Origin of the sequence: Sphingobium sp. SCG-1, assembly GCF_002953135.1 — a bacterium.
Classification (GTDB): domain Bacteria; phylum Pseudomonadota; class Alphaproteobacteria; order Sphingomonadales; family Sphingomonadaceae; genus Sphingobium.
On record NZ_CP026372.1, the window covers coordinates 790,127 to 815,280 of the forward strand.

Annotated in this window: 30 protein-coding genes; 15 read left to right on the forward strand and 15 right to left on the reverse strand. The window is 59.6% G+C overall.

The features are described 5' to 3' along the window. Positions 1 to 2: 2 nt before the first annotated feature. From C1T17_RS03580 to C1T17_RS03590, 3 genes are all read right to left on the reverse strand, one after another. Positions 3 to 581, reverse strand: a complete 579-nt coding sequence (locus C1T17_RS03580) for an SRPBCC family protein (protein ID WP_104952251.1) — start codon at positions 579 to 581, stop codon at positions 3 to 5. 127 nt (positions 582 to 708) lie between these two features. Continuing rightward, positions 709 to 1,110 (reverse strand): hypothetical protein, encoded by a 402-nt coding sequence (locus C1T17_RS03585; protein WP_104952252.1) that lies wholly within the window; start codon positions 1,108 to 1,110, stop codon positions 709 to 711. Between the two features lie 18 nt (positions 1,111 to 1,128). Further along, complete coding sequence (locus tag C1T17_RS03590) at positions 1,129 to 1,722, reverse strand: PRC-barrel domain-containing protein (RefSeq protein WP_104952253.1); 594 nt, start codon at positions 1,720 to 1,722, stop codon at positions 1,129 to 1,131. A gap of 125 nt (positions 1,723 to 1,847) precedes the next feature. On the opposite strand from C1T17_RS03590, the gene C1T17_RS03595 reads away from it, so the two are divergent. Continuing rightward, positions 1,848 to 2,468, forward strand: a complete 621-nt coding sequence (locus C1T17_RS03595; RefSeq protein ID WP_145958944.1) for a hemerythrin domain-containing protein — start codon at positions 1,848 to 1,850, stop codon at positions 2,466 to 2,468. A gap of 63 nt (positions 2,469 to 2,531) precedes the next feature. Here C1T17_RS03595 and C1T17_RS03600 read toward each other — a convergent pair whose 3' ends face one another. The 3 genes from C1T17_RS03600 to C1T17_RS03610 form a co-directional block, all read right to left on the reverse strand. Then, positions 2,532 to 3,503, reverse strand: coding sequence for a sensor histidine kinase (locus C1T17_RS03600; protein WP_104952255.1), 972 nt, complete (start codon positions 3,501 to 3,503; stop codon positions 2,532 to 2,534). Beyond that, positions 3,493 to 4,245, reverse strand: a complete 753-nt coding sequence (locus C1T17_RS03605) for a Crp/Fnr family transcriptional regulator (RefSeq protein WP_104952256.1) — start codon at positions 4,243 to 4,245, stop codon at positions 3,493 to 3,495. The genes C1T17_RS03600 and C1T17_RS03605 overlap by 11 nt, the downstream gene beginning before the upstream one ends. Before the next feature lie 123 nt (positions 4,246 to 4,368). Beyond that, positions 4,369 to 4,650, reverse strand: a complete 282-nt coding sequence (locus tag C1T17_RS03610; RefSeq protein WP_104952257.1) for a hypothetical protein — start codon at positions 4,648 to 4,650, stop codon at positions 4,369 to 4,371. A gap of 159 nt (positions 4,651 to 4,809) precedes the next feature. Here C1T17_RS03610 and C1T17_RS03615 point away from each other — a divergent pair, with 159 nt between their 5' ends. Continuing rightward, positions 4,810 to 5,340: a DUF4142 domain-containing protein gene (locus C1T17_RS03615; RefSeq protein ID WP_223262775.1), complete on the forward strand. Its 531-nt coding sequence runs from the start codon at positions 4,810 to 4,812 to the stop codon at positions 5,338 to 5,340. Positions 5,341 to 5,532: 192 nt separating this feature from the next. Continuing rightward, a complete protein-coding gene (locus tag C1T17_RS03620; RefSeq protein WP_104954978.1) occupies positions 5,533 to 6,177 on the forward strand; it encodes a Crp/Fnr family transcriptional regulator in 645 nt (214 codons plus the stop codon). Between the two features lie 16 nt (positions 6,178 to 6,193). Here C1T17_RS03620 and C1T17_RS03625 read toward each other — a convergent pair whose 3' ends face one another. After that, positions 6,194 to 6,574, reverse strand: a complete 381-nt coding sequence (locus tag C1T17_RS03625) for a response regulator (protein WP_104952258.1) — start codon at positions 6,572 to 6,574, stop codon at positions 6,194 to 6,196. After that, positions 6,571 to 7,944 (reverse strand): sensor histidine kinase, encoded by a 1,374-nt coding sequence (locus tag C1T17_RS03630; RefSeq protein ID WP_189338479.1) that lies wholly within the window; start codon positions 7,942 to 7,944, stop codon positions 6,571 to 6,573. The genes C1T17_RS03625 and C1T17_RS03630 overlap by 4 nt, the downstream gene beginning before the upstream one ends. Positions 7,945 to 8,498: 554 nt before the next feature. On the opposite strand from C1T17_RS03630, the gene C1T17_RS03640 reads away from it, so the two are divergent. Then, positions 8,499 to 9,134, forward strand: a complete 636-nt coding sequence (locus C1T17_RS03640; protein ID WP_104952260.1) for a DUF4142 domain-containing protein — start codon at positions 8,499 to 8,501, stop codon at positions 9,132 to 9,134. Here the strand turns inward: C1T17_RS03640 and C1T17_RS03645 are convergent. Next, entirely contained in the window at positions 9,131 to 9,517 is a 387-nt protein-coding gene (locus C1T17_RS03645; protein ID WP_189338480.1) for a response regulator, read from the reverse strand. The genes C1T17_RS03640 and C1T17_RS03645 overlap by 4 nt on opposite strands. A 424-nt stretch (positions 9,518 to 9,941) precedes the next feature. On the opposite strand from C1T17_RS03645, the gene C1T17_RS03650 reads away from it, so the two are divergent. The 6 genes from C1T17_RS03650 (at position 9,942) to C1T17_RS03675 (ending at position 16,068) form a co-directional block, all read left to right on the forward strand. Next, positions 9,942 to 10,415, forward strand: a complete 474-nt coding sequence (locus C1T17_RS03650; RefSeq protein ID WP_223262776.1) for a CinA family protein — start codon at positions 9,942 to 9,944, stop codon at positions 10,413 to 10,415. Next, the gene (locus tag C1T17_RS03655) at positions 10,412 to 12,469 is read left to right on the forward strand and encodes an NAD(+) synthase (protein WP_104952263.1); all 2,058 of its coding nucleotides are present in this window, start codon (positions 10,412 to 10,414) and stop codon (positions 12,467 to 12,469) included. The genes C1T17_RS03650 and C1T17_RS03655 overlap by 4 nt, the downstream gene beginning before the upstream one ends. Before the next feature lie 77 nt (positions 12,470 to 12,546). Further along, positions 12,547 to 13,404: an SDR family oxidoreductase gene (locus C1T17_RS03660; RefSeq protein ID WP_104952264.1), complete on the forward strand. Its 858-nt coding sequence runs from the start codon at positions 12,547 to 12,549 to the stop codon at positions 13,402 to 13,404. A 121-nt stretch (positions 13,405 to 13,525) separates the two neighbouring features. Next, complete coding sequence (locus C1T17_RS03665) at positions 13,526 to 13,972, forward strand: ferritin-like domain-containing protein (protein WP_104952265.1); 447 nt, start codon at positions 13,526 to 13,528, stop codon at positions 13,970 to 13,972. Between the two features lie 342 nt (positions 13,973 to 14,314). Beyond that, positions 14,315 to 15,271 (forward strand): manganese catalase family protein, encoded by a 957-nt coding sequence (locus tag C1T17_RS03670; protein ID WP_104952266.1) that lies wholly within the window; start codon positions 14,315 to 14,317, stop codon positions 15,269 to 15,271. 80 nt (positions 15,272 to 15,351) lie between these two features. Beyond that, positions 15,352 to 16,068 carry a ZIP family metal transporter gene (locus C1T17_RS03675; protein ID WP_223262777.1) on the forward strand — a complete coding sequence of 239 codons (717 nt, stop codon included), beginning with the start codon at positions 15,352 to 15,354 and terminating at the stop codon, positions 16,066 to 16,068. Here C1T17_RS03675 and C1T17_RS03680 read toward each other — a convergent pair. From C1T17_RS03680 to C1T17_RS03690, 3 genes are all read right to left on the reverse strand, one after another. Next, positions 15,956 to 16,738, reverse strand: coding sequence for an SDR family NAD(P)-dependent oxidoreductase (locus C1T17_RS03680; RefSeq protein ID WP_104952268.1), 783 nt, complete (start codon positions 16,736 to 16,738; stop codon positions 15,956 to 15,958). The two genes, C1T17_RS03675 and C1T17_RS03680, sit on opposite strands and share 113 nt — an antisense overlap. A 523-nt stretch (positions 16,739 to 17,261) precedes the next feature. Continuing rightward, on the reverse strand, positions 17,262 to 18,656 hold the full coding sequence (locus tag C1T17_RS03685; RefSeq protein WP_104952269.1) for an SGNH/GDSL hydrolase family protein: 1,395 nt from the start codon (positions 18,654 to 18,656) through the stop codon (positions 17,262 to 17,264). 3 nt (positions 18,657 to 18,659) lie between these two features. Continuing rightward, positions 18,660 to 18,926, reverse strand: coding sequence for a hypothetical protein (locus C1T17_RS03690; RefSeq protein WP_104952270.1), 267 nt, complete (start codon positions 18,924 to 18,926; stop codon positions 18,660 to 18,662). 121 nt (positions 18,927 to 19,047) lie between these two features. Between C1T17_RS03690 and C1T17_RS03695 the strand changes: the two genes are divergently transcribed. Beyond that, complete coding sequence (locus tag C1T17_RS03695; protein WP_104952271.1) at positions 19,048 to 19,758, forward strand: glycosyltransferase; 711 nt, start codon at positions 19,048 to 19,050, stop codon at positions 19,756 to 19,758. A gap of 47 nt (positions 19,759 to 19,805) precedes the next feature. Continuing rightward, positions 19,806 to 20,210 (forward strand): glycosyltransferase, encoded by a 405-nt coding sequence (locus C1T17_RS21160; protein ID WP_262982742.1) that lies wholly within the window; start codon positions 19,806 to 19,808, stop codon positions 20,208 to 20,210. A gap of 3 nt (positions 20,211 to 20,213) precedes the next feature. Here the strand turns inward: C1T17_RS21160 and C1T17_RS03705 are convergent, their stop codons facing one another. After that, positions 20,214 to 21,155: a glycosyltransferase family 2 protein gene (locus C1T17_RS03705; protein WP_104952273.1), complete on the reverse strand. Its 942-nt coding sequence runs from the start codon at positions 21,153 to 21,155 to the stop codon at positions 20,214 to 20,216. A gap of 282 nt (positions 21,156 to 21,437) precedes the next feature. On the opposite strand from C1T17_RS03705, the gene C1T17_RS03710 reads away from it, so the two are divergent. From C1T17_RS03710 to C1T17_RS22080, 3 genes are read left to right on the forward strand one after another with little or no spacing between them, the layout of a single operon-like run. Next, entirely contained in the window at positions 21,438 to 22,238 is an 801-nt protein-coding gene (locus tag C1T17_RS03710) for a metallophosphoesterase family protein (protein ID WP_104952274.1), read from the forward strand. 21 nt (positions 22,239 to 22,259) lie between these two features. Next, a complete protein-coding gene (locus tag C1T17_RS03715) occupies positions 22,260 to 22,625 on the forward strand; it encodes a hypothetical protein (protein WP_104952275.1) in 366 nt (121 codons plus the stop codon). Further along, positions 22,562 to 22,696, forward strand: a complete 135-nt coding sequence (locus C1T17_RS22080) for a hypothetical protein (RefSeq protein ID WP_411269207.1) — start codon at positions 22,562 to 22,564, stop codon at positions 22,694 to 22,696. The genes C1T17_RS03715 and C1T17_RS22080 overlap by 64 nt, the downstream gene beginning before the upstream one ends. A gap of 16 nt (positions 22,697 to 22,712) precedes the next feature. Here the strand turns inward: C1T17_RS22080 and C1T17_RS03720 are convergent, their stop codons facing one another. Together C1T17_RS03720 and C1T17_RS03725 are read right to left on the reverse strand one after the other, a co-directional pair. After that, the gene (locus C1T17_RS03720; protein ID WP_104952276.1) at positions 22,713 to 23,852 is read right to left on the reverse strand and encodes an acyltransferase family protein; all 1,140 of its coding nucleotides are present in this window, start codon (positions 23,850 to 23,852) and stop codon (positions 22,713 to 22,715) included. Between the two features lie 155 nt (positions 23,853 to 24,007). Further along, positions 24,008 to 25,096: a glycoside hydrolase family 5 protein gene (locus C1T17_RS03725; protein WP_223262778.1), complete on the reverse strand. Its 1,089-nt coding sequence runs from the start codon at positions 25,094 to 25,096 to the stop codon at positions 24,008 to 24,010. Between the last annotated feature and the right edge of the window lie 58 nt (positions 25,097 to 25,154).

The following is a 25,154-nucleotide window of genomic DNA, read 5'->3' on the forward strand; positions in this document are numbered from 1 at the left end:
GCTTACTCCTCTTCTTTCGCGCGTTGGGCGCGGGTTCTGGCTGCGGTCGAGATTTCGCCAGTTTCCATCAGTTGCTTGAACCGGCGAAGGTCGCGGCGCGCCTGAATGGCGGGCTCGCGCTGGAACAGCTTGGCGACGATTTTGCCGACAATGCCCGCGGGCGGATCATAGGCAATGGTGGCTTGTACGATGGTACCGCGACCGCCCTGTGCGTCCCGAAACTCCACGCGCCCGCTATTGGGTACGTCGGCGTCTTCCGCTGCCTCCCAGGCAAGCACTTGACCCGGCACATCCTCCGTCAGGCGCGCATCCCACTCCACGGTCTTGCCTGCGGGTGCCTTAACGACCCAGTGGCTGCGGTTGTCCGAGAGCACGTCTATGCGCTGAACATTATCCATGAACGTGGGCAGGTTCGAAAAGTCGCGCCAAAATGAGTATAGTTCCTCGCGCGGTTTGTTGATGGTGACGGTTCGAATGACGACTGAGTCATCCTCCCTGCCTCCGGCACCGACAGCGGCAGTCGAACGATTTTCCCGATCCTTGGCGAGCGCCAATGGGGCGTCGTCTTGCACATCAGACATGCTACTCTCCTGAGGGTGAGAAATCATCAGGCCAGCCGATTCTGCGCTGGCCTGATCCTGCTTAAGAAGCAAAAGGAAGGACTTGGGGTTCCCCGCAGGTTTCCATCCACAAACATATGTTATGGGTTCAGGGTTTTGGCGGGTCACTTTCCTGTACCCAGGACGGCGTCTTTTCCACACCGGGCGCGTGTTCGGTAAACGGCACTTCGCCTTCCTCGTCGAACCCGCTTGGCGGTTCGCCACGCCCTTCACCAAGCGCATCGTCGAGGCTCCAGCGTTTCACCAGCGCTGCATCGATCATCCGCTGCCAAACGTTCAAGTCGCCCACTTCCAGCATGTGCGAATCAGGGTCCTTGATGACGGCGAGGAGCGATGCCGCAGCCTCGATATGGTTGGGCCATGTATCTGCCTGCGAGGGCATCGGGTGCACCTTTCGCGTGGCAAGATAGCGGGCCAGCCTCTCCACCAGCGTCCGCTCCTCCAATGGAGCCTCCGGGGTCCGGTCATCCTCAAAACTGTTGTCGGCCATGATTTTGCCTTTCCTGTTTCAAGCTGCCTGCACACGCGCAGGCCAGTCCGCCGGGTCGAGAGGTTCCCGCCGCAGAATGTCTTCGCACTTGGCGGGGACGGTAAATCCTTCGTCTGACGGCTTAAGTTCGTCCCACGGGACGGTATGCAGCGTCTCGCTTACCCCGCCCAGGCCGCCGTTTGCCACAACCACATAGGAGATCCGGCCACTGTCACGTTCCACCATGCCGCCGCGGATGTGGCCGATCAGCGCACCATCCGCCGCCGTGATGCTCCGCCCTTCGATATTGGACAGGCTTAGCAAAGTGGGAGCAGGAAGCGCCTCGCTCTTGCGCTCCGCCGCCTGCGCGCCGTCATCGAGCCGCGCGCGCACGCCAAGCCAGCGCCAGATGCCGACCGCATTGATAATGCAAAGGAACCCGTTAGCCGCGAGGAGCGACTTCTGCCCGGTGGCCACGCCCAGCAAAGTCCAATGAATAGAGCCGATGAGAAACACTACGAACCCCCAGCCTGTCACTCTGGAACCCAAATTGACTGCTGTCATGATGGCGGCAATCATCGTCGCGATGGGAGCCACCCATTCCGACCAGTTCGCGACATAATCCCAGTTCAAAGTTCACCTGCCTGTCGACTGCTCCGCCGTGGCCCACAGGCCGCCGCAATGCATGTTAGTGTTTGGTCCGCAGAGGGATACTCCCGTGCTCTTGGGGGTTAACGCACTAGAAGGCTTCGCGTTTCTTGCGAAACGCCATCTTCCTGCAATGGAAAGGCTCAGCTATGCGCTCTCACTCAACTCTTCTCGCGCCCAAGACAAAGCATTCGACGCTCGCGAGCTTCAGCAAAACGGTTGCAATGACCGTGGGCGCTGCCGCGATCGCCAACATCGGCCGCAAGCTGGCGGTCCAGTCACCCACCACTTTAGCTGGAGATTGGTTTGACGGTCTGGTGGCAGAACACCGCATGGTGATGAAGGTTTTTGATGCATTGGAAGCGACGGAGAGCAGTTCAACCGCAAAACGCCAGTTGTTTCTTACGCAGATCACACACGCGTTGAGCAAACATGCGTTCGAGGAGGAAAATGTGATCTACACCGCGCTCCGCAACGCGGGTCGTGTGGAGGACGCCGACAAGCTCAACAATGACCATGGCTATGTGAAACAGTATCTGGCCGACCTGAACGCAATGAAGAAGGACGATCCGGACTTCCTGCCGAAGGTCACAGCGTTCCGACGCCACTTGGAGAGCCATATCCGCGAGGAAGAAGACGAGCTGTTTCCGGCGCTACGTTCCCATCTTGATGCTGCTGCCAATAGCGCACTCACGCGCAAGATGAATGTTCAGGGTCTGCTGCTGGCCTGAACCAGCTGCGGGAGTCGGCCTCCGGCTCCCGCACGATATGCGGACGGTCAAGATGCGGACGGGTCAGGGATTTGCCCTAATTTCCTCTGCATCCTCTATTTCCGAATGGAGCAGTTCATCTGTAATCGGAACCGTTATTTGGAGTCTGAGACCGTCCGGTGGGAAGCGGACGGTGGCCGAGGCGCCAAGTTCGAAAGCCATGCTGTTTTCGATCATGTCAGTGCCAAAGCCACGATGCTCCGGTGCGTTGTCATGCAAAATCACGCCGCTTTCCCGCCATTCCAGAAAAAGGAACGGCCTGCGCCGGGCGTCATATTCGCGCCGCCACGTTACGCTTATGCGGCCGTTCTCCGTTCCCAAGGCGCCGAACTTCACGGAGTTCGTGGCAAGCTCATGGATCGCCAGACTTATCGTTTCGGCCGACCGCGTCCGTAGCCGAACCGAAGGACCTTCGACAGACAGTCGGTCACCTGTACGCATCGCATGTGCCATGAATTCATCGAGGATCAGTTCGTCCAGCGCGACGCCGTAGGTATCGTAAAGAACCAGATTCGACTGGATGCGCGAGAAGGCGTCCAGTCGTCCGAGGAAATGGCTCACAAGTGTATCCGTATCCGGGCTGGCCTGCGCCGTTCTGCGGAAGATGGAGCGGACCACTGCAAGGCAATTGCTGATGCGGTGTTGCACATCCTGCTGCGGGGTTGTCGCGACCCTTGGATAGCGGTCACTCCCGGCGGGATGGAAGAACACAGCGCTGTACAAGCCGCTGGTCCGGTCGAGCGGCAGGAGCTTTGCACGTATCGCTTGATCTTCGTCGGTCGCGCCGGCCACCATGACATCGATGGTGCTGGGCGTGTCGCTGTGCGGTGCCGCATAGTCCGGAATGAATAGCGGAAGCCCGGTTATTTCACCTTCCGGCAGATCGAAGAGCTGGCGCGTCTGACTATCAGCGCTTTCGAATGTCCAGGGGTTACTGCGTACAATGGCATGCCCGATGCTCATCGATGCAACGGCACCCTCCGGACTATTGCTCATGCATGGCCTCCCTTGCGTCAGACTCTCGGGGCTTGGGATGAAGATACAGCGGATCAAAGAGGGCAACTGTTTGCAGCCGGATAAGGTCCGGTATGAACAGGTCGGGGCGCTGAAGCTGTATCAAGCCACGGTTACGCAATTCCTGAAGAACGCGGTTAACGTGCACCGCGGTCATGCCGGTCGCATCCGCCAGGTCATATTGATTGACCGGAAAAGCGCATCGGCCCTCCTGTGCAAGCCCGACAACCTCCAGTCGCGAATACATCTCGCAAAACAAGTGACTAAGCCGTTCGAACGCAGTGCGTTGGCCGATGCTGACGCACCATTCCCGCTGGATAGACGCTGTGACGAGGGCGTTCACCCACATCGCCTTGGCAAGTCCCGGGTGGGCAAGGACGATGTCCTCCATGGTCCCGCGGTCCACTGTCACGGTGGTGACGTCGGTTATGGTGCCGATGCTGTGATCCGCTTTGTGAAGCAGGAAGCAATAGGGGTCGCAAACGTCCCCCGCGACGAGGAAGGACAGGATCTGGCGTCGACCGTCCGCCAGGGTCTTGTAGCGCATGGCCCATCCCTCGACGATTATGAACATCGTTTTCAGGGACTGGCCCTGCAATACGATGTCCCGTCCTCTGGAATAGGATTGTAGTCGTCCTTCCGACAGCGCGCCCATCACACCGACTTCCGTCGCGGACAGCGACGCATAGGCAGCCAGTTTCTGGGCGGGAGCGGAAAACGTCATCGACGCCTTTTGCTCTGGATGACGCTAATGTGGAACCTCAACTTCTTAATCCATGTTAAATAAATAGCGATCATCTCCGATGAAGCACCGGACGTGGGCTTTAGATGTCATCCCAGCAGGGCATTACTTCCCTGATTTCGTCGCGGCGTTGGGATTCTCATCTTCTCCTATTTCCTGGTCGCCTAATTGCTGGGGGCCATGATAGCCGATTTCCGTCTGTCCGCCATGGCCCGTGAAAGATTCCGGTTTAGCCTCCGCTTCTTTCCCACGATGAGGATTGGGATATCCGCCTCCGCTCGACTCGCTGCCGCCTTTCTTACCATGCGTGTCCGTGTCACTGACGCCATCACTCCGGCGGGAATCGGTGTTTTTTCCATCGGCCTGCATCGGTTGCTTGTCCGCCATGATCGATCTCCTGAAATGCGCTTGTTCAAGCCATCAACGTCGGCGAATGGGTGCGTTCTCCCGCAAGCCGCACTGTTCACAACATAGGTTATTATCGGCGGACAGGGCTGGAACGACAGCGTAACTCTCCGTGTTCGGCATCGTCTAAGGAGAAATGCCATGAACGTTTCCAAATACTTATATTGTTCGGCTGCGCTTTTGATGAGCGTGAGCGTTCCATCGCTCGTCGCGGCACAACCTGCTGCGACATCGGCCACGCCCACCAAGGCTACGGGCGCAACCGGCTATCTGGCGATGGCAGGGGCAAGCGACAAATATGAAATTCAGTCTTCCGAACTGGCGTTGGGAAAGTCGAAAAGCACGGCCGTCAAGCAGTTCGCGCAGATGATGATCGACAATCACAACAAGACGACGCAGACGTTGGTGAAAGCGGCATCCTCTGCCGGCATTACTCCCCCTCCGCCGCAGCTGATGCCCGCACAAACGAAGATGATCGAGCAATTACAGGGCTTGTCCGGCACGCAGTTCGATGCAGCCTATGTCAAGCAGCAGCGTCAGGCCCATGACATGGCTCTCGCTCTGCACCGCAATTATTCCAAAGAAGGCGATGTACCTGCCCTTCGCACTGCTGCCGCCGGAGCCGTTCCGATCGTCGAGCAGCATCGTCAGCACCTAAGTCACATGAAATAACGGCCTGTCGCTGGTTTGGCCCGCTTCATCCTGTAGTTCGCCGCATACAAACATAAATCAGGAGCAACTGTAAACCGGGGGTTAACGTGTGACCGGGGCAACAGGGAACTACTTATGCAACTGTCAGGCCAGACCCAATTTCTTCCGCCACTCCAGCAGCGTGCTTCACAATTCGGACCCGGCACGCCGCACATGCTCCGACCTCATCAATATCTTGCCCGAGAGGCCGAAGCGCAATCGAGCATCCATTTGATCGTCGAAGGGTGGGCGTGCCGCTACAAGCTGCTGCCCGACGGGCGCAGGCAGATCACGCAGATCTTTCTTCCGGGCGACCTTTGCGAACCAGGCTGGTGCTGGTCGCCGGTGGCAAGCCAGCACGTGGCGACCATCACCAACGTCCGTACGATCCGCTATTCCTGCCGCGCATTGAAAGAACGCGCCGCTGCCGACCCACTGGTTGAATCGATGCTGTGGTCGGGGATGATGAGCCTTGCCGATGCTCGATCCGAATGGCTCATCAATCTGGGTCGGAAGACGGCGCTCGAAAAGCTCAGCCATCTGTTCTGCGAGCTATTCTACCGTATGAAATCCGTGTCGCTGACCACGGCGAACCAGTGCGCCATGCCGCTGACGCAAGTGGATATGGCGGACATTGCGGGCCTGACCCCGGTGCACGTAAACCGCACCTTGCAGGAAATGCGGCAGTTCGGCCTCATCGATTTGAAAGCGAAGTGGCTCATCATCCCGAACATCGCGACCTTACGGGAGGCGGGGTTGTTCTACGATCATTACCTGCGGCCGCATCCGGTCGACGCGCAGCACGCTGCCGCCAACTGAGTTTTCAATTGTTCCGCTAATCATCGACGCTTTCCAGGATGAGCGCCTTCAATGCGTTGGGGTTGAAGGGCTTGTTCAGGCGCGGAAACGACGCGAAAGGATCTGGAACCACCAGATCATCGTAGCCGGTGACGAAAATCACCGGCACGCCGCGCTCCGCCAGCACCTCCGCGACTGGGTAGGATCTCTCTTCGCCCAAGTTGATGTCCATGACGGCCACGTCGAGTTGCCGGTCGTTTGCGATGGCGATAAGCGCCGTTTCGATAGAAGGGGCAGGGCCGACGACCTGCGCGCCCAGTCCTGTCAACGTCACGTCCATGTCCATGGCGATCAGATACTCATCCTCGACCACCAGGATCTGGAGTCCTTCTAGCGGCTTTCCATTTGTACGGATCATTTTGCTCTCAACAGACGATTGAACGGTACACGTATAGTGCAGCGCAGCCCATCCGGTTCAAAATCAACGATAGTTTTTGCGCCGAGTTGATAGGGCAGGGCGCGCTGCACCAGTTCCATGCCATATCCCGATCGGGTGGGCGGTCCACTTATCGGCACGCCGCGCTCAGCCCAAAGCAACGACAGCGAAGGCGCGTTGGAATCCTCTTCCTCCATCCACATGATCTCCAGCGTGCCTTCGTCTCTGCTGAGTGCGCCATGTTTGACGGCGTTGGTCGTCAATTCGTGCAGCGCAAGCGCCAGTGTCTGCGTAGCGCCTGCGTCCAGCGTTACATCCGGCCCATGGATGCGGATGCGGCGCTGCATGTCCTCCTCCGATACATAGGCCGCCAATTCTGCTTCGATGACGCTCGATAGGGCCGCAGTGTGGTGGTCGCTGCGCGCCAATATACCCTGCACGCGACTGAGTGCGCGCAACCGGATGGAGAATTGCTCGCTGAATTCCTCCACGGTCTGAGCCGATCGCCGGATCTGCTGGGCAACGGCCTGCACGACCGCGAGCAAGTTGCGCGTTCGATGTTGCAATTCGGCCATCAGCAATGCCTGCGTATCCTGCGCAATCCGCAGGTCGTGGATATCCGTCGACGTGCCGACCCATTCACTCGTGGCAGGCTCCCCATGATCGACCGGTTTTGCGCGAGTCTGGTGCCAGCGGTAAGTGCCGTCAGCGACACGCAGGACGCGATGCTCGCAATAATATTCGCCTTTGCTCACGGCTTCGCGCCAACGCGCCTGGGTTTCGTCGCGATCATCGGGATGCACTGCGTACAGCCAACCCAGGCCGCGGCTTTCCATGTCGTCCAGCCCGGTGAAGCTGGTCCACTGCGGACTGCCCCATGTTCGGTTTCCGTCGGGCCGGGTACGAAAGACAAGTTGTGGGATGCTGGTCGCGAGAATGCGGAACTGCTCCCGGCTTTCACGCAACTGCTGCTCTGCATTATGCTGGGCTGTGAAGTCGCGCAGGATCTTCACATATTGGTCGGGCCTGTCCTTCAGCGGCATCAGCAGGCCCGATCCCCAGAACCGGGTGCCGTCGCGGCGCATGTGCCATCGTTCATCCTTGACACGCCCATGTTGCCGGGCTTGTTCGCGCTCCCATTCCGGCGCGTCTTTTGCGCGGTCTTCAGGCGTAAAGATGACGTCCGAGTTCTGCCCGATCATCTCCTCGCTGGAATAGCCGAGAAGGCGCTCCGATCCTATATTCCAGCTTGTCGCCTTGGCGTCATCGTCGAGCGTGAAGATCGCGAAGTCCGTCGCACTTTCCAATATGAGGCTGAGCAGACGGCTGTCTCCTCGCGAGTCGTCCGCCATCAGCGCGCATGTCCGTTCGATGTGTCCGTCACCTTCGCGCTGTGCGCCGCGGTTAAGGAGAGGCTGGTGAATATCGCAAGGGAGGAGCGCCGCAAAATTGCCATCTCGTTCAATGACGTGGCGGCGGCACCGGAGCATCCACATAGATTAGGCACATTCTGGTTCCTGTGCGAAAACGCATGGCGTGGGGCGTGGCGACATTTACATGGGTTATGGCGCCTCTATCGCCCGCCAATATTTTGACGCGGATGCCGACCGGAAAGGGAGGGCGACCATGATCCGATTTTCAGCATGTGCCGGAGCGCTTATCGTAACATCCCTGATCGGTGGATGTGGAAACGAAAGCGGCAGCCCGCCCGCAGCGCCAGCAGGAACCAATCAACAGCAGGCCGTGAACAGTGCGGGGCAGCCGGATTCCCCCGATATGATGCCTGGCGTCGGCGCGCCCGGATCAGCCGGAGCCGGAACGCAACCGGGGACCTCCAACTCCATCGATAACCAGGCAACAGGGAACCAGACTCTTGATAACAGCACGACGAAATCAGATTAAGAACATGCGGCGCGCGCCATTGACCTTGCTACCGCTGGTCGCCCTGATATCCGCCTGCGGGCAGGGCGGGGATACGCGGCAGAATGAGAGCAGTACACAAAACGGGCCTGCCAGCGGAAGCGCGACAATCGCCAAGACCTATGAAGGGCCGAAGCCGGAGGGCGTTTCCAGCCCGAACGATGTCTTCACGCGGACTTACTATATTCCCGCAGCCGCCAGCAGCGACATGTACGAGATCGAGGCGGGCAAGCTAGCGCTGAAGCGCGGCACCCGGCCGGAGGTTAAGGCTTTCGCGCAGCAGATGATCGAGGATCATGGCAAGACGACAAAAGCGCTAAGCGCGTTCGTCGCCAGCCATCCGGTGAATGTCGCCATCCCCAGCCATATGGATGCGCGGCATCAGGCGATGATGGAAAATCTGGAAAACAGCACCGCAAAGGAATTCGATAAGGTCTATATCGGCCAGCAGGCGGCGGCGCATCAGGAAGCGCTCAATCTCCACAAAAGCTACGCCTCCAATGGGGATGACAAAGCGCTTAGTGCTGTGGCGAAAAGCACGGCCGGAGTGGTCGAACATCACGCCGCCGCCGTGCACAAGTTGGAGCAGACCCTGGGTGCCGGGCACTCAACCGCAGGTTAGGCGGGCGCGGCGCCTTGCAGGTGCCGCGCGATCTCCGAAAGCAGGTCGGGTATCTTGTACGGCTTTTCGACAAAGTGGCAGGATCGATATCGATCGGGCAACGCCGACCGGCTGTAACCCGTGGCGAGCAGCACGGGCACCTGCCGGTCGAGCAGTTCGTCCAGCAGGTCGAACACCATCTCGCCCCGAAGATTAACGTCGAGAACCGCTATGTTGAGTTTCTCGTTTTTGGCCAGTTCGCGAGCGTCGGCCAGGCGGCCGCTCGGTCCGACGACCTTAGCTCCGGTGCCCCCGATTGCTTCGGCCAAGTCGCTGGCGAGAAAATACTCGTCCTCCACGACCAGGATACGCGCATCTGCAAATAAGGTGTCATGCGACGACATAAATCGCTCCCCGTTTCCCATACTGCTGGGCAGATACAACCCCGCGTAAAATAACATAAATCAATATCCTGTGCAGCACCGCAGCCCCTGTTGAGCTTCGGTGCCCCGTGCCCGAAGAATACACTTCATTATAAAACATGATCTACGTGTCACAATTGATGAAAGGATTAGCTCCGGAAGGAAGGATGGCCTGTGTTTTTCAGCACATTGCATCCATCTAAGGACATAATGCATCAACCGGGAATTCGAACCGCAACCACCTCGCAATCCTAGGTTAATTCCTTAACGGTTTGCAATTCCTACTAGTGCGCAGGGCATGAACGCCAATAAAATATGACCGTTGGCGGAACTAAGTAACTGCCGCACGGGATATCACGTAGCGTAATGGGAGAGATCGTTGAAAGCCGAAACATTATCGCCGATCTTGCCGTCTGAGATCGAAGCGGCGGCGAAGAAGGTTCTGGAACTTGCCTGTCGAGATGAACTGACGCTTGCTACCGCGGAGAGTTGCACCGGCGGATTGCTCGCGTCACTGCTGACCGATGTGGAAGGGTGCAGCCATGCGTTCGAGCGCGGCTTCGTCGTCTATAGCGTCGACGCGAAATGCGAATTGCTGGGATTGGCGCGGCAAGATGTGGAATCCTGCGGCGCGGTTAGCCGGGAAACGGCGGTCGCCATGGCAAAGGGGGCGCTGGACAATTCCCCCGCGTCCATCGCGCTGGCCATCACGGGCTTTGCGGGCAGCGGCGACGAACCGGGTCTTGTCCATTTCGCCTGCGCGCGCCGTGGCGGAGAGATCCAGCATCGCGAAGAGCATTTCGGCGACATCGGCCGCGGACCGGTCAGAATTGCGTCATTGCGCGTGGCGCTCGAAATGATCCATCATGCGCTGACATGACGACACATCCATTTTTCTCGATCCATCGGCACGGCATGGTGCGCGTAGCCGTCGCGACTCCGCTCGCCAGCGTCGCCGACGTGCCCGCCAATGCCGACGCAGTACTGGCTCTCGCCAGGCAGGCGCATGAGGAAGGCGTTGATCTCGCGGTGTTCCCGGAACTGGCGCTTTCCTCCTATGCGATCGACGACCTGCTGTTGCAGGAGGCATTGCTCGATAGCGTCGAGGCGGCGGCAGTGCGGCTGTGCAGCGAGACGCAGCAGCTATCGCCCATATTGATCGTTGGCGCGCCGGTGCGGCGGGGAGGGCGGCTGTTCAACTGCGCGCTGGTGATCGCAAAGGGTCGTATCCTGGGCATCGTGCCCAAGACGTTCCTGCCGAACTACCGCGAATATTATGAGAAGCGCTGGTTCGCCTCCGGGGCAGGACAGACCGGACTTGAAGTCTCCTTCGCGGGCCAGACCGTCCCGTTCGGCACGGACCTGATTTTCGCGGCGAGTGACTTGGCCGACTTCATCTTCCACGTCGAAATCTGCGAGGATTACTGGGCGCCGATTCCGCCCTCCAGCTACGGCGCAATGGCGGGTGCGACGATCCTGTGCAATCTCTCCGCGTCGAACATTGTCGTGGGGAAGGCGCGGCAGCGTGCCCTTCTTTGCAGCGCGCAGGCGATGCGGGCGATGGCAGCTTATGTCTATTCCGCCGCCGGGCCGGGCGAAAGCACGACCGACTTGGCGTGGGACGGGCAGGGGATGATCTACGAGCAGGACGTGTTGCTTGCCCAATCCAGCCGGTTCGTGTCGCCCGAACTCATCTCCGCCGACGTTGACGTGCAGCGGCTCCGGCTGGAACGCATGCGCAATGGCACCTTCTCCGATGCCATGAAGCAGGCGGGTGATCCGGAACGCGCCTTCCGCCGCGTCCCGTTCGCGCATGAGCCGCAATATGCGGACATCGGTTTCCGCCGTCCCGTCGCGCGGTTCCCGTTCGTGCCGAGCGACCCGCTGCGGCTGGACGACGACTGCTATGAGGCGTTCAACATTCAGGTGAGCGCACTCGTCCGCCGCTTCCAGTCCACCGGCGGCACCCGCATGGTCATCGGTGTGTCCGGCGGCCTCGACTCCACGCACGCGCTGATCGTCGCGGCAAAGGCCTGCGATCGAATGGACCTCCCGCGCGACACCATCCTCGGCATCACCATGCCTGGTTTCGCCACGGGTGACGTGACTAAGGCCAGCGCATGGGCATTGATGCGCGCGCTCGGCATAGAGGCGCAGGAGATCGACATCCGCCCCGCCGCTCGCCAGATGCTCGGCGACATGGGCCATCCGTTCGCCAGCGGTCAGCCGGTATATGATGTGACGTTCGAGAATGTTCAGGCGGGGCTTCGCACCGACTATCTGTTCCGCATCGCCAACCAGCGCGGCGGCTTCGTGATCGGCACCGGCGACCTTTCGGAAATGGCACTGGGCTGGTGCACCTATGGCGTCGGCGACCAGATGAGCCATTATGCCGTCAACACCGGCGTCCCCAAGACGCTGATCCAGTATCTGATCCGCTGGTGCGTGCAGACCGATCAGTTCGATGCGGAGACGGCAAAGGTACTGACGGACGTCCTGAACACCGAAATATCGCCCGAACTCGTGCCCGCCGATGCGGAAGGCAAGATCCAGAGCACGCAGGATCGCATCGGACCCTACGAGCTTCACGACTTCTTCCTGCACCACATCATGCGCCTCGGCCTGCCGCCCTCGAAAGTCGCGTTCCTCGCCTGGCACGCGTGGCGCGATGTGCAGGCAGGGGACTGGCCCGCGAACATCCAGCTTTCCGCCCGGAACAGCTACGACCTGCCAGTTATCCGCAAATGGCTGGAGGAGTTCCTCCGCCGCTTCTTCCAGACCAGCCAGTTCAAGCGCTCCGCCATCCCCAACGGCCCCAAGGTGTCGGGCGGCGGGAGCCTCTCGCCGCGCGGAGACTGGCGCGCGCCCTCGGATGGCACCGCGAAATTGTGGCTCGATGAATTAGCCGCGGCATGGCCGGACACCCCCGGCTAACGCATGTTACCGGCACGGCGGGAACGCCCTAAGCCAGCATCTGTTCGCTTCCTGACCTTCAACATCAGGAGCGCGATATGCCCGATTACCCCAAGCCGCCCTTTCCCGATCAGCCGCAGGCTATGCCGGGCGAAACCGCCAAGATGGACCCGGTGCCCGATCACGGCGAGGCAAGCTATAAAGGCTCGGGCCGTCTGGAAGGGCAGAACGCTATCATCACCGGCGGCGACAGCGGCATAGGCCGCGCTGTCGCCATCGCCTTCGCACGGGAGGGCGCGAACGTCCTCATCGCCTATCTCGATGAAGACAAGGACGCACAGGAAGTCGCCCGCCTGATCGAGGCGGAGGGCAAGCAGTCGGTGCTGGTCCCCGGCGATATTTCGGACCCTGCGCACTGCCGCGCCATCGTCGACAAGGCGGTCGAAGCCTTTGGGCGCGTCGATATCCTCGTCAACAATGCGGCGCATCAGGATAGTTTCGAGGATATCGGTGAAATCAGCGACGAGGAGTGGCAGAAGACCTTCGCGACCAATATCCACGCGATGTTCTACCTGACCAAAGCCGCCGTGCCGCACATGCAAGAGGGCAGTGCGATCATCAACACTGCCTCGGTCAACGCGGACAACCCCAGCCCGCAACTGCTCGCTTACGCCACGACCAAAGGCGCGATTCAGAACTTTACCGGTGGCTTGGCGCAACTGCTCGCGGAGAAGGGCATCCGCGCCAATGCCGTCGCGCCGGGCCCGGTATGGACGCCGCTCATCCCCTCCACCATGCCAGCCGAAAAGGTGAAGGAATTCGGCAGTCAGGTGCCGATGAAGCGCCCCGCGCAGCCGGTCGAACTTGCGCCGGTCTATGTCATGCTTGCCAGCAAGGAGGCGAGCTACGTCTCTGGCGCGACCGTGGCCGTGACGGGCGGAAAGCCCATCATCTAAAGAGGCTGCTGCGTCAAACTCCCGATCCGGTAACGCATGTTAATCAACACGTTAGGTGGGAGAACCGATTTGGTAGCTCGCGGCGTTAACCCTCTACATTCGATCACGGAGAATATGCGACATGGCAAGTGAAAGCGACATCACCGTCCTCAACAGCCTCATCAAGACGACGCTGGACAGCGTCAAGGGCTTCCAGGACGCAGCCGAGGACAGCAACGCTGGACGCTTCTCGTCCCTGTTCAGCCAAATGGCGAACGATCGCGATCGCATTGCCAGGGAGCTTCAGGATGCGGTGCGCCGGCTCGGTGGAACGCCCGCCGACAGTGGCAGCGTCGCAGGGTCCGCGCACCGGGCTTTCATGAACTTCAAGGAACTGCTGTCGGCCAGCGATGAGAAGGCGGTCATTAAAGAGGTCGAACGCGGCGAAGATTATATCAAGTCTAAATTCGAAGCTGCGGTTGCTGACGGCAACCTTGCCGTTGAGACACGCGGCATCGTGGAAGGATGCTACGGCTCCGTCCGCGAGGGGCACGATCGGGTGAGCGCTCTAAAGCATTCGATGGTCTGAAATATCATCGTGCCGGATCGGAGCTAGTTGCGGAAAACCGGCAGGAATGCGGAAGGCGCATTGGCATCGGCAGAAGCGCGCAAACGGTCGGCCTCGAACGACAATCTCTGGGCGTCAACCAGGCGGGGCGCACATCGTGCCTCCTCTTCAAGTCGCGCGGCGCGTTCGAATAATTTCCGTCGGTCCATTCACGCACACAACACCGATCAGGATGTCACAGCACTAACATACAGCACAACAGAACATGGGTGCGGCGGAGTTTTTCAAGGTCTTTTGAGGCTCAGAGATGCCATCGCTAACCCTTTTCCTCTTGTTCCACCTTCCTAACACGGAGTTCCTCTGATGTTCATGCACAATAAAAGACTGCAATATACCGTTCGCGTATCGGAACCCAATCCGCATCTGGCGACGATGATGCTGGAGCAGTTCGGTGGCGCCGACGGAGAGCTTGCGGCGGCGATGCGCTACTTTACGCAGGGACTGGGCGAAGACGATCCGGGCCGCAAGGATATGCTTCTCGACATCGCGACCGAGGAACTGAGCCATCTCGAAGTCATCGGCTCCATCGTTGCGATGCTAAACAAGGGCGTAAAGGCGCAGCTTGCCGAAGGCGCGATGGAGGAGGCGGAACTGTATCGCACCATCGGCAGCTCAGGCACGAGCGCCAAGGAATCGATCCTGTTCGGCGGCGGCCCTGCATTGATCGACTCCGCTGGCGTGCCATGGACCGCTGCCTACGTAGACAGCCGTTCGGAACCGACCGTCGATCTGCGGTCCAACATAGCAGCCGAAAGCCGCGCCAAGATCGTTTACGAACGTCTCATCAACATCACCGACGATCCGGGTATCAAGGAAGCGCTTGGTTTCCTGATGACGCGTGAAGTCGCGCATCAAAAGTCATTCGAAAAGGCGCTTTATTCGATCGAAGACAATTTCCCGGTCGGGAAGCTTCCCGGTGTTGAACCCTATGGCAACATCTACGTCAACACATCGCAGGGCGATGGCGATATGCAGGGGCCATGGAACACTGGCGATCAGTGGACCCGGATCGACGATCTGACCCAGACCATGCCGATCGACAGCGGCGCCGGCACGGCAACTGTGGAACTGGGCACTGCCGATTCTGCGGTCGCCGCGAAGATGATGATGCGCACCAAATCCGATCCGGCGGCAAACCCTGTCACAGGCGCAGATTTGGGCGCAGGGCCGGGCGCGGGCCGGACGACGCAGCAGGATTTCGGCCAAGCCCCGAACATCCATGAGGCACCGGCAATGGCGGAAGCGAACGCGCCTAAGTAAGGAACCAAACCTGTTGGCCTGGTTCCGGGGAGGACGCGCATGTGTCCTCCCCTTTTGGCTGTTAGCGCAGGAGGTATCGATTGGACGCCACAATGTCGCCGGTCATGGCAGGGTCGTTGGGAAGCCTGCTCGCGGGTCTTGCGACTGTCATCGGCGCGCTCCCGATCCTCGGTTTGCGCAAGCCGGATGCGCAGCAGCAGAACCTGCTGCTTGGCTTTGCGGCGGGCGTGATGCTGGCGGCGGCATTTTTCTCCCTCATCATTCCGGGCATCGAGGCGGCGAGAGATAGCGGCTTGTCGCGCATGACGGCCTCTCTGCTGATTGCCGCCGCAGTATTGGGTGGAGCCGTGGGTCTCGCGCAGCTCAATCACCTCGTTCCGCCTCTTGACAAACTTGGTGTCGGCCCGGCTGGAATGGCGGAAGCCTCGTTCCGGCAAAGCTGGCTCCTCCTCGTTGCGATCACTCTCCACAACTTTCCTGAAGGAGCGGCGGTCGGCGTCAGCTTCGGCACCGGCGATTTTGCAGCAGGCCGTGCTACGGCTCTGGGGATCGGCCTACAGAATATTCCCGAGGGGCTGGCCGTGGCGGTCGCGCTCACCTCGGTTGGATGCAGCCGCGCCGTCGGCATTTTGGCGGCGCTGCTATCAGGTCTTTTCGCGAAACAGGAAATCGCATTCTCGATGGTCATTCCTTCGCCGTGCCCGGTTCCGCCATATGCCGGTGCTGCTCGGCCATCATGGACGCAGGCGCCACATGCGCGGCTGCCACCTGAAGTTTGTTCTGCCAACCTGAAATAATATGCGCCTTGCCGCTCATCAGCGCTTCCCAGCCATCTTTGGCTACCTTGCCGGCATCATCCTTCTCGTCGGTGCCGACTTTGGTGTCCATCATATCCGCGCGGTCGAAGAACTCGGTCTCGGTCGGTCCCGGCATCAGCGTCGTCAAAGTGACGCCTTTGCTCTCCTTGATCTCGTTCCGAATAGCATCGGTGAAGCTGTCGATGAATGCTTTGGTGCCATTATAAACTGCCTGGAACGAGCCGGGAATGTAGCCTGCAATGGAACCCGTCACGAGTATCTTGCCTGAATCTCGCGATACCATTTCACGCAGGACTTTCTGGAGAAGATATATTGTGCCTGTGACGTTGGTATCGACCACGCGCCGCCAATCGGCGACCTCCTGATCGATGAAGGCATGGCCAAGCCCACGCCCCGCATTGGCGCAGAGCAGATCGACGGACCGCCCGCTTGTTGCCGAGAGAAGTTTGTCGACACCCTCCATCGTCGATAGATCGGCTTCGACCGCCTGCACGTCCACGGGATGCTGGCGAAAATCCTGAGCAGCGGACTGAATGAGCGGTTCGTCCGCCACTACGAGCAGGTCATATCCATTCTGCGCTGCCAGATGCGCCAATTCAAAACCGATGCCTGTCGAGGCACCCGTTACGATCGCGAATTTGCTTGCCATATCCAACTCCTCAAGGACTTCGCCGGGTGACTGACATTCCTGGATGAAAAATAGAGTGGTCCCACGGACACCAATTGATGCCAGTCACATCGTAATGAACGGGCGATCACATGGTCCGTTGCGCCAATTTCAAAGGAAAAGTTACACGACTAACGCAGATCAGCTATTGTCGATTTACAAACTTGTTCAGTAATAGACGATGAAAATCACGTGGCTACGGCGATGGCCGTACCTATCATTATCCACAATGTCGCGGAGAGCAGAAAACCAGTTGCCAAGCCGGACATAGCCCGGGGCGGTTTTTCTATACGATACATGAACCTGTCCTTTCAATCCTCTCCTCAAATGAACGAGCCAGCGGGCGGGATGTTCCCGTCCACTGGCTTAAGCTATTAACCTGCCGACATAATTCAGGCGGCGATTTCCAGCCTGTCCGTCCAGCAGCGGCTACATTTCGCCCAGCAGTTGATTATGCCGCTCGCGATCTCGTGGTCAGGTGCGAAAGAAGGTATCTTGCACTTCGTCATTGATCGACCTTCTGGATCACCGCGCGTCCAAAGCGAATAGTGGCAGAGGGTGAGTAGCTCCCATTCTCCGCGCGAAGATAGGCGAACATGCTATGCGTCAATTCCCCGGCCGCCAGCGGCAGTTCACCAGCGACGTAGCTATGCGGCGCAGTTCGCAACACACCAGTGATTGCCTCGGTTGGCAACCCGCCGACAAGGTCCGGCAGTTGCAGATCGGCATTGTAATTGGTCGGACCCTTCCACCGCATCTGCAAATGGGGAAAAGCGATGCAGTTGTTGCCGGCGTCGATCTCGAATTCGACAAGGGCTTCGATGGTATCGCCGGCCCCAATAGACGCCAGCGATGCTGTCGAAGGGTTCTGCAACAGGCGAGCGAACGGCCCCCACGTGGACATGGTGAAGCCGCTGGCCGTATAACTTCCACCGAACGTGATCTGATGCATCCTGCGTCCTGTAACAGGGGACGCGACTTGCGCATGTGCTACAGTCAAGCCAACCGTATTGGACATGGATGCTGACCAACTGGTAGGCGCCGTTCCGCTGATCGCGCCGGAGGATGGCGTCGTGACGGTGCCACCCGCACCCTCCATCATCGGGTTCTGCAGATAATTGGCGTAGGACAGACCACTTGCCCATGCCAGATTATTGCTGGGCAGCACGTCGAGCGGCGGATACCAGTTGCGCAGAATAGCCGCCACAGCCTTGCCCGCGTAATAGCCACCTGCAATTGCCGGATGCGTTCCATCATAGGTGTAGCCCGTACGCGGCTGCGCCCCGACGGACGCCGGATCGGTGATGTCGGGAAGGCAGGCAGACGCCACTGCAACCATCCCCTGCGCCCGTGCTGCAAACCTGGCCAGCCAGCGGTTACAGCGGTCCATGACTTCAAACTGCGTCGCGCTGAACAAGGCGGAAAAGCCGCTGGTCCGTGGCAGGATCGGAGCGAAGATCGTCCGGCAGTTGCGTTGCGCATTCAGCACCGCAATCGCCTCCCAGTTTCCGGTGATGGCGCTGAAGGATAGTCCGTCCTTAACGTCGTTGGTGCCGCAATGGATATACATGAAGGCCGGTTTGCGCGGCATCTGCGCATGGAATGCTGGCAGGTTGGCAAGGATGGTGGCGCTCGTTTCACCGGGAAAGCCCCAGATGTTCGTCGTCGTTGGGATCTGCACGCGCTGGCCGCACAGGATCAGCGCCCACGTCATTATGCCCTTTGCCGCCTTCAGGACGTTGGTGGGGGCGGGGGGCAGGGTAACGCGATCGGACCCATTATAATCGGCGGTCGCGATGCTATCGCCGATGGATGCGCCGAGCGGCGTCGTTGCGGCAAGGGCTGCTCTTGCAAGGGCGGCGTTGGACAGGCCGCCGAGGCTTCCGGAACTGCGGGTCATGGATCAGGCCTCCGCAATGAGAGCAGAGGCTGTGGTGCCCGTCGCGCGAACATGGCTGGCGCGAACCGCTATGTAGCTGGCATCGGGCAGATTGCGGTATGTGACATCGGCGCTTGCCCCGATGCCGCGCAACGTTACGTCACCGCCTATCCCAACGTACAAACCCTTGGGAACGAGGGGCAGGGCGTTGCTGTCATGCGGCGATACGGCATAGGGAGCGCGAGACGGGGCATGCTCAGCGTCTTGGTAGGGGGCAAAATTGTCAGCCATGATTCGAATCTCCTCCAGATAGGTAGGAGGCCTAAAACCATATTGGTTATGTAGGACAGAAGAATAAAACCAATATTGAAGAGCGGTTGCCTGAGCCTAATTCAATGCCTATCTCTGCGTCATGGGAAAAGTGGCATTTGGGCAAAGAATATGCGTCTACACTCGGGCGTGGCAATCCGGCGGTGCAGGGCTGTTCGCGCGCGAACTTGTCAACGGCCTGCTGGACAATGGCGCGGCAGTGACGTTTATTTCTCCCGTTTGCCCAGACACTCGCTTCGAGACACCTCGCGCTGGACTACAACGCCTTCGCCCACCCCGCGAAACGCCAGGAAAATCAAAGCGTTTCAACAGACTGCGTGGTGTGGGCCGGATTGTGGCGAGCGCCGGCTTTCTGCTGTGGAAGCGCCTCACGATCCGCGTCTATCTCGTTTCAATACCCGATGTGCTGCCCGTCATGCTGCCGGTTTTGGCGGTGCTGCGGTTAACCGGCGCATGCGTCATCTTCATAGTCCATGATCCGCTGCCTCATGCCTGGAAACTGCCGTCATCCCTACACTGGCTGGAGCGTTGGTCGCATGGCGCCTGTTATGCGCTCGCGTCGGCTACCGTCGTGCTCAGCGAACCTTCGCGGGCGAAGATGGCGCAGGCGTTCCCGCGCCTCTCGACCCCGGTCCATGTTATCGAGCATGGGGTATTCGTTATGGGGGAACCCACGGAGATGCCGGGGAACGGCGTCCTGCTGATCTTCGGATCGCTGCGGCGAAACAAGGGCATATTGGAAGCCATGAAGGGGGGGTCATTGCGCGTGCGCAGGGCGTTCCCGGCCGCCTGATCGTCGCCGGTGGTCCACATCGAGAGGAGCGCGACTATGCCGCCGCGCTGGCCGAATACGCTGCCCATGCACCCGATGCCATCGACTTGCGCATGGGCTATGTAGAAGACGACGGCGTACGCGCGCTGCTCGCCGAGTCCGACGCGCTACTTCTGCCCTATACCGATTTCCACTCGCAAAGCGGCGTAGCACTGCTTGCCGCGTCCAATGCCAGGCCAATCATCGCGTCACCCGCAGGCGGGATTGGCACGTTGATGGCGGAGGGCATGCCGTCCATCCCCATATCCCAACCGGTGTCGCCTGATACAGTCGCAGAGGCAATCATAGCGTTTGCGGCTATACCTGCCGCGACCTGGAACGAGCGTGCAGGGCAATATCTCCAGCATACGCTTGAGGTTCGTTCGTGGCGTGCCATTGGTGCGCAGTATCTGGCGCTTGCGGAGAGCCTTTAACCTCTACCGTTCGCCCTGAACGCGAGCACGAATGCGCCGCCGCAGATCATCGGGCAACATCCACAGCAGCGCAAAGGCGAACAACTGCTTGAACGTCGGTCTGCCGTTGTGAAACGCAGCCCGCAATAGGGGGATAAACGCCTGCCATTGCCGATCAGCGGCAGCCGATTGCGCTATCACAGTGAGACAGAACCCGGCGTAAGCGCGCGGTGTCAGTAAGCGCCCCACGCTGTCGGCCCATTTCAGAGAGCGCTCCCACGCACTGTTGCGGCTAAGCGACGGCCGCGCTTCGCCGACATAATGCACCACCAGCGGATAAGGCGCGGTCAGCAATGTGCAGCCATGCTCTTTCACGGCACGGAGTATAAGCTCCCAGTCTTCATGCAGTCGCGAATCGGCAAATTGAAGCTGATCGAACAGCGACCGCGGCAGCATGAACGACGATGTCTGCAAAAAGCTCTGCCCGCCTTTCAGCCAGGACCGCCGGTCGAACAGCCACTCGTCCAAGGGCCGATCACCGGAATATGCTTCGGTCGGACGAATGAATGGCCCCTGTGGCGTCATCACGCGCGTCAGGGTGACTAGCAATACCCTTGCAGGATCAATGCTGCCGTCACGGGGCACGAGCGCCAGTTGCCGCTCCAGTTTTTCCGGTAACCACTCATCGTCATCGTCCAAAAACGCGACCCACTGTCCTTTCCCGGCAATTGCGCCGGTGTTCCGCGCCACCCCTGGTCCGCGCTGCACCGGTTGAACGATATGCCGCAAGCGATGGTCGGCAATTTCGCCCAGCGTCTGCAACGTCGCGGGATCGTCTCCATCGACCACGACGATTATTTCGAAGTCCATAGCGGTTTGCGTCAGAACGCTGGCGATGGCGCGACGCAGAAGTTGGGCACGACCGAACGTCGGTATTACCACGGTTACGATTGGCCCCGAATGCATATAAATCTGGCCCCCCGCTTGGCCGTGCTTCACGTCGGTGGATGCTCTACCGGCGATATGAGGCCGCTACCATAGTCCATAACGGCGATATTCATATTGCACTGCAACACAAACTGCTGCTTAACACGCAGTAAAGGTTGGTGGTGCTATGGCGTGTGGAATTCCAACGCTCGTAATGCGTCTCCATTACGGATAATTTACGAACGTCAAGAAGGAGCAAGGCTCCGTCAAACGAGGGTAAAGGTGCTTAATTTCGGTCGTTTGCTCAAGGCGCGTTCCTCTATGCCGTCCACTGCGGAGGGCGAACGCATTTACGCCATCGGCGATATCCACGGCAGGCTTGACCTGCTTAAGGATTTGCTGAGCCGAATCGAAAAACATGCAGCGTCGCTGCCTGCGCCGCGCTCCGTCCACATCGTGATTCTGGGTGACATGGTAGACCGTGGTCCCGATTCCGCCGGGGTCCTGCGGTATCTGCATGGTGTTCAGCAGACGACCGGCAGGCTGATCGTGCTGCAAGGGAATCATGAGGAACTGATGCTGCGCGCCTTGGCCGCGGAGCCCGGTATGCTGCGCGCGTGGATGCGCATTGGCGGTTCGGCAACCATTCGCAGCTTCGGAGCGGAACCGCCGCATCGCGATGACGATCAGCGCGCCGCCGTTGGGGATTTGCTTAAGGTGATCCCTGCCAACCTCGTCGACTGGATACGGCACCTGCCGCTCACGGCGCGATCGGGCGACTATCTTTTCTGCCACGCTGGGATTCGTCCGGGTGTTGCCATCAAGCGGCAGAAGCGGGCGGACCTTCTCTGGATTCGCGACGAATTCCTGGAGGATCCCAAAGATCATGGCGTGATGGTCGTTCATGGGCATAGTGTATCGGCCGATGTCGAGATGCGCGGCAATCGGATCGGCATTGACACTGGCGCCTACCGCACCGGTGTCCTGACGGCGCTTTATCTTGAGGGCGAGGATAGGCAGATCATCTCGACCGAAGCGCCTCTCGATCTCAATGTCTCGGCAGTACCGCCGGTCGCAGCGGAAGCACTGTCTGCGGGCGCGGCTGGCGCGGTGATGGGCTAAGCTGTGATAGCGAGCCTGTTGATGATGCTGGCCGCGGCGGCTCCGCAAGCCACACCGGCCCCCGCTTCACCGCCCGCTGCCCCGGCCCCGATCGCGCCAGCGGCAAGTCCGCCTTATTCAGCGAACGCCGCTCCAGACCTCGGCTATCTGTCTGCAGGTGCTCTGGTGGATCGCTGTTCGGAAAACTCGCCTGCCAGCACGTCCTACTGCTTCGCCTATATCGCCGGGGTGAGCGATGCGATGCGCGCTTACGAAATCTGGCTCAACACCCGTGAATTCTGCCCCCCGCGCGGCAATCGCAAAGCGACCTGCGCAAGGCTTTCGTGGGTTTCGTCTCCGCCTATCCGAGCAATCGTACAGGACAGGCAGCATCCGTCATCGTCGTAGCGCTGAAGCAGACCTTCCCCTGCGCACCTGATCCCGCGCCCGTCGCACCGGCTCCATCGCCGCCACAGTAGCCGCCCCGCACTCCGTTTAGCTATGGAAGCGTGATCGCAGGTTCCGCAGGGGCGTCGTCATCGTGAAGGAAAGCTGCGCCATCGCGTAAGTGAAGGCGAAACCCACGACGATCATGATGAGCTTCGTCATAGTGTCGGCTGACATCATCTTGACGCCAGACCACCAATAATAGGCATTCACAGGCTCTAGATGCCACAGATACGCGCCATAGGAGAGCACGCCCATCTTACGCATCACCGGCACTTCCAGAAACCGGATCGCGAGGCCCGAGCCATCGCCGAACAGCCCGTAGAACAGCACGACCATCGCAACACCCTGCACGCTATAGCGATAGGTTTCGCGGAAATCGGCGTCGCGCAATGCCAGCGAAATCACGACCAGCAATCCCGCCACGACAATGGCCGACCAGCAAGCCAAAGTGCCCTGAAGCCTGTAAGCAAAGCGATGGAACAACACGGCAGTGAGGCACCCATAGGCAATGCTGTCCATCCTCGCATCGCTTGCGCAATAGGTGTAGGGATGCAGCGTGCTCCCCGACTGATGAAAGCCAAAGGGTGCGCCATAATGCACGATATGCAGCCGCCACAGCAGGCACCCGACGCAGATCGCGACCAGCGTCCCGATCAGCAACCGTGTCCGCCCGCCGATCAGCGCTATCAGCAGCGGGAATGTGATGTAGAAATGCTCCTCCACCGCCAGCGACCAGAGATGCGGCCAGCGAACACGGGCATCGGTGAATGCCTCAGCATACATCGTATAATAATTGGTGGTGTAGGTGGAGGCCACGACCACGTCGGAAACCCGGACGGGGAAGTACCACCAGCCAAGCAATAAGCTGAACACGATCAGGAACAGCAGTTCGGGACTCAATCGCACGAAGCGCCGCGCATAGAAGTTCTTGAGCGACACCGTACCGCGCTTGTCCCGCTCTTTCAGCAGCAGGCCAGTGATGAGGAAGCCGCTCAGGAAAAAGAAGGCAGTCACACCTAAGCCGCCGGGCACGATATTGCCGAACCCGTAATGCGCCACCATCACCAATGTGATGCAGATTGCCCTGATCCCGTCGAGGCCCGGAATATATCCCGCCGAAGCCGCAGGCCGCGCAGAGGCCACATTGCCGAAAGACGCGTTGTTACCCGCAACCGCTACAGTCATACTCGTCTGCTCTCTGGCTGTGCGGATTGCAGGAAGACAGGCAATTCGCTCCGATTCGGATGATGCGGTGCAGCATATCGGCTGATATTCGCATAAGCAATTCTACTTACCCACGCTTTAGCGCCGCCAGTCCCGCAGCCGATGCACCCTACCGTTTATTTCGGCATGACGGTGGTGGTGGTCTTCAATGCCTTCAGCATACCGGGAACCCATGCACCGTTCCGATAAAAATCAAAGCCGTTGGTGTACGACCATGCACAACTCTGCACCCCTATCGAGGCGAAGGCGGCGCTCACCGTGCCATAATATTTAGCGCGCTGGCCAGGCTTGATGCTCTCGTCGTTAACCGCACCGAACTCCCCAACGAACGGCACGCGCCCGGTGCGATCCATATAGGCTTTCACCGCCACAAGCTGTTCGTCGATCACAGCGCGGTCCGAATCGAGAAACGCACGCCCCCGCGCATATCGCTTGATCGTCCATCCCGCGCCTTGATGCGTAAACGGCTTGGGTTCGTAAGTGTGGATAGTCGGCACCAGATAAGGATCGTCAGGCATCTGCAAGGGTTTAAGAGAAGCGACGGTGCTGCCCAGATTACCCGCAATGATGACCGGGCGCGTAGGATTGGTCTTGCGGATCGCCGCCAGTGCAGGGCGATATACCACCCAGACGCTGACTTGATTCCAGAATTTGTAGCTCGGCTCGTTCAGCAACTCGAACCACAGTCCCTTGGGCGCATCCTTGAACTCTTCCGCAATCTGTCGCCAGATCGCCGTGAAGCGATCACTCTGCCCTTCGGGGTCTTTCATCAGGTCCGTGTAGTGATGGACGTCGATCATGACGTTCAGCCCTGCGGCCAGACCGGTGTCCACGACATGCCGAACGCGCGCCATGAATTTGGGGTCGATCTGGTACGGCGGCGTCTTGGCGGTGTAGGCGGAAAAGACGATCGGCACGCGCACTGTGCGGAAGCCCGCCGCCTTGATCGTTTTGAAGTCGGCATCCTGCAACAGGCGTCCGTCGCGGCTCTCCGGCTTGAATTCCAGCATCCCTCCCAGGTTGATGCATTTGCCCAAGGGGAGGGCAATACCGACACGCGGCCTGGCTGCGGGCGCTGGCGTATAGCCGAAACTCGTGTTCTGCCTTCGACCGATGGACCGCGCGCTCTTGCCCTTAGCCTCGGCAGTGCCGCAGGCGGCGAGGGCGAATGCCAGCGACAGCAGGAGCATGTTCCGCAATGTCATGATTTCAAATCCCAACTGTCAGCGACTGGCCAACTTATCATGCCGGACCTGAAGCCGA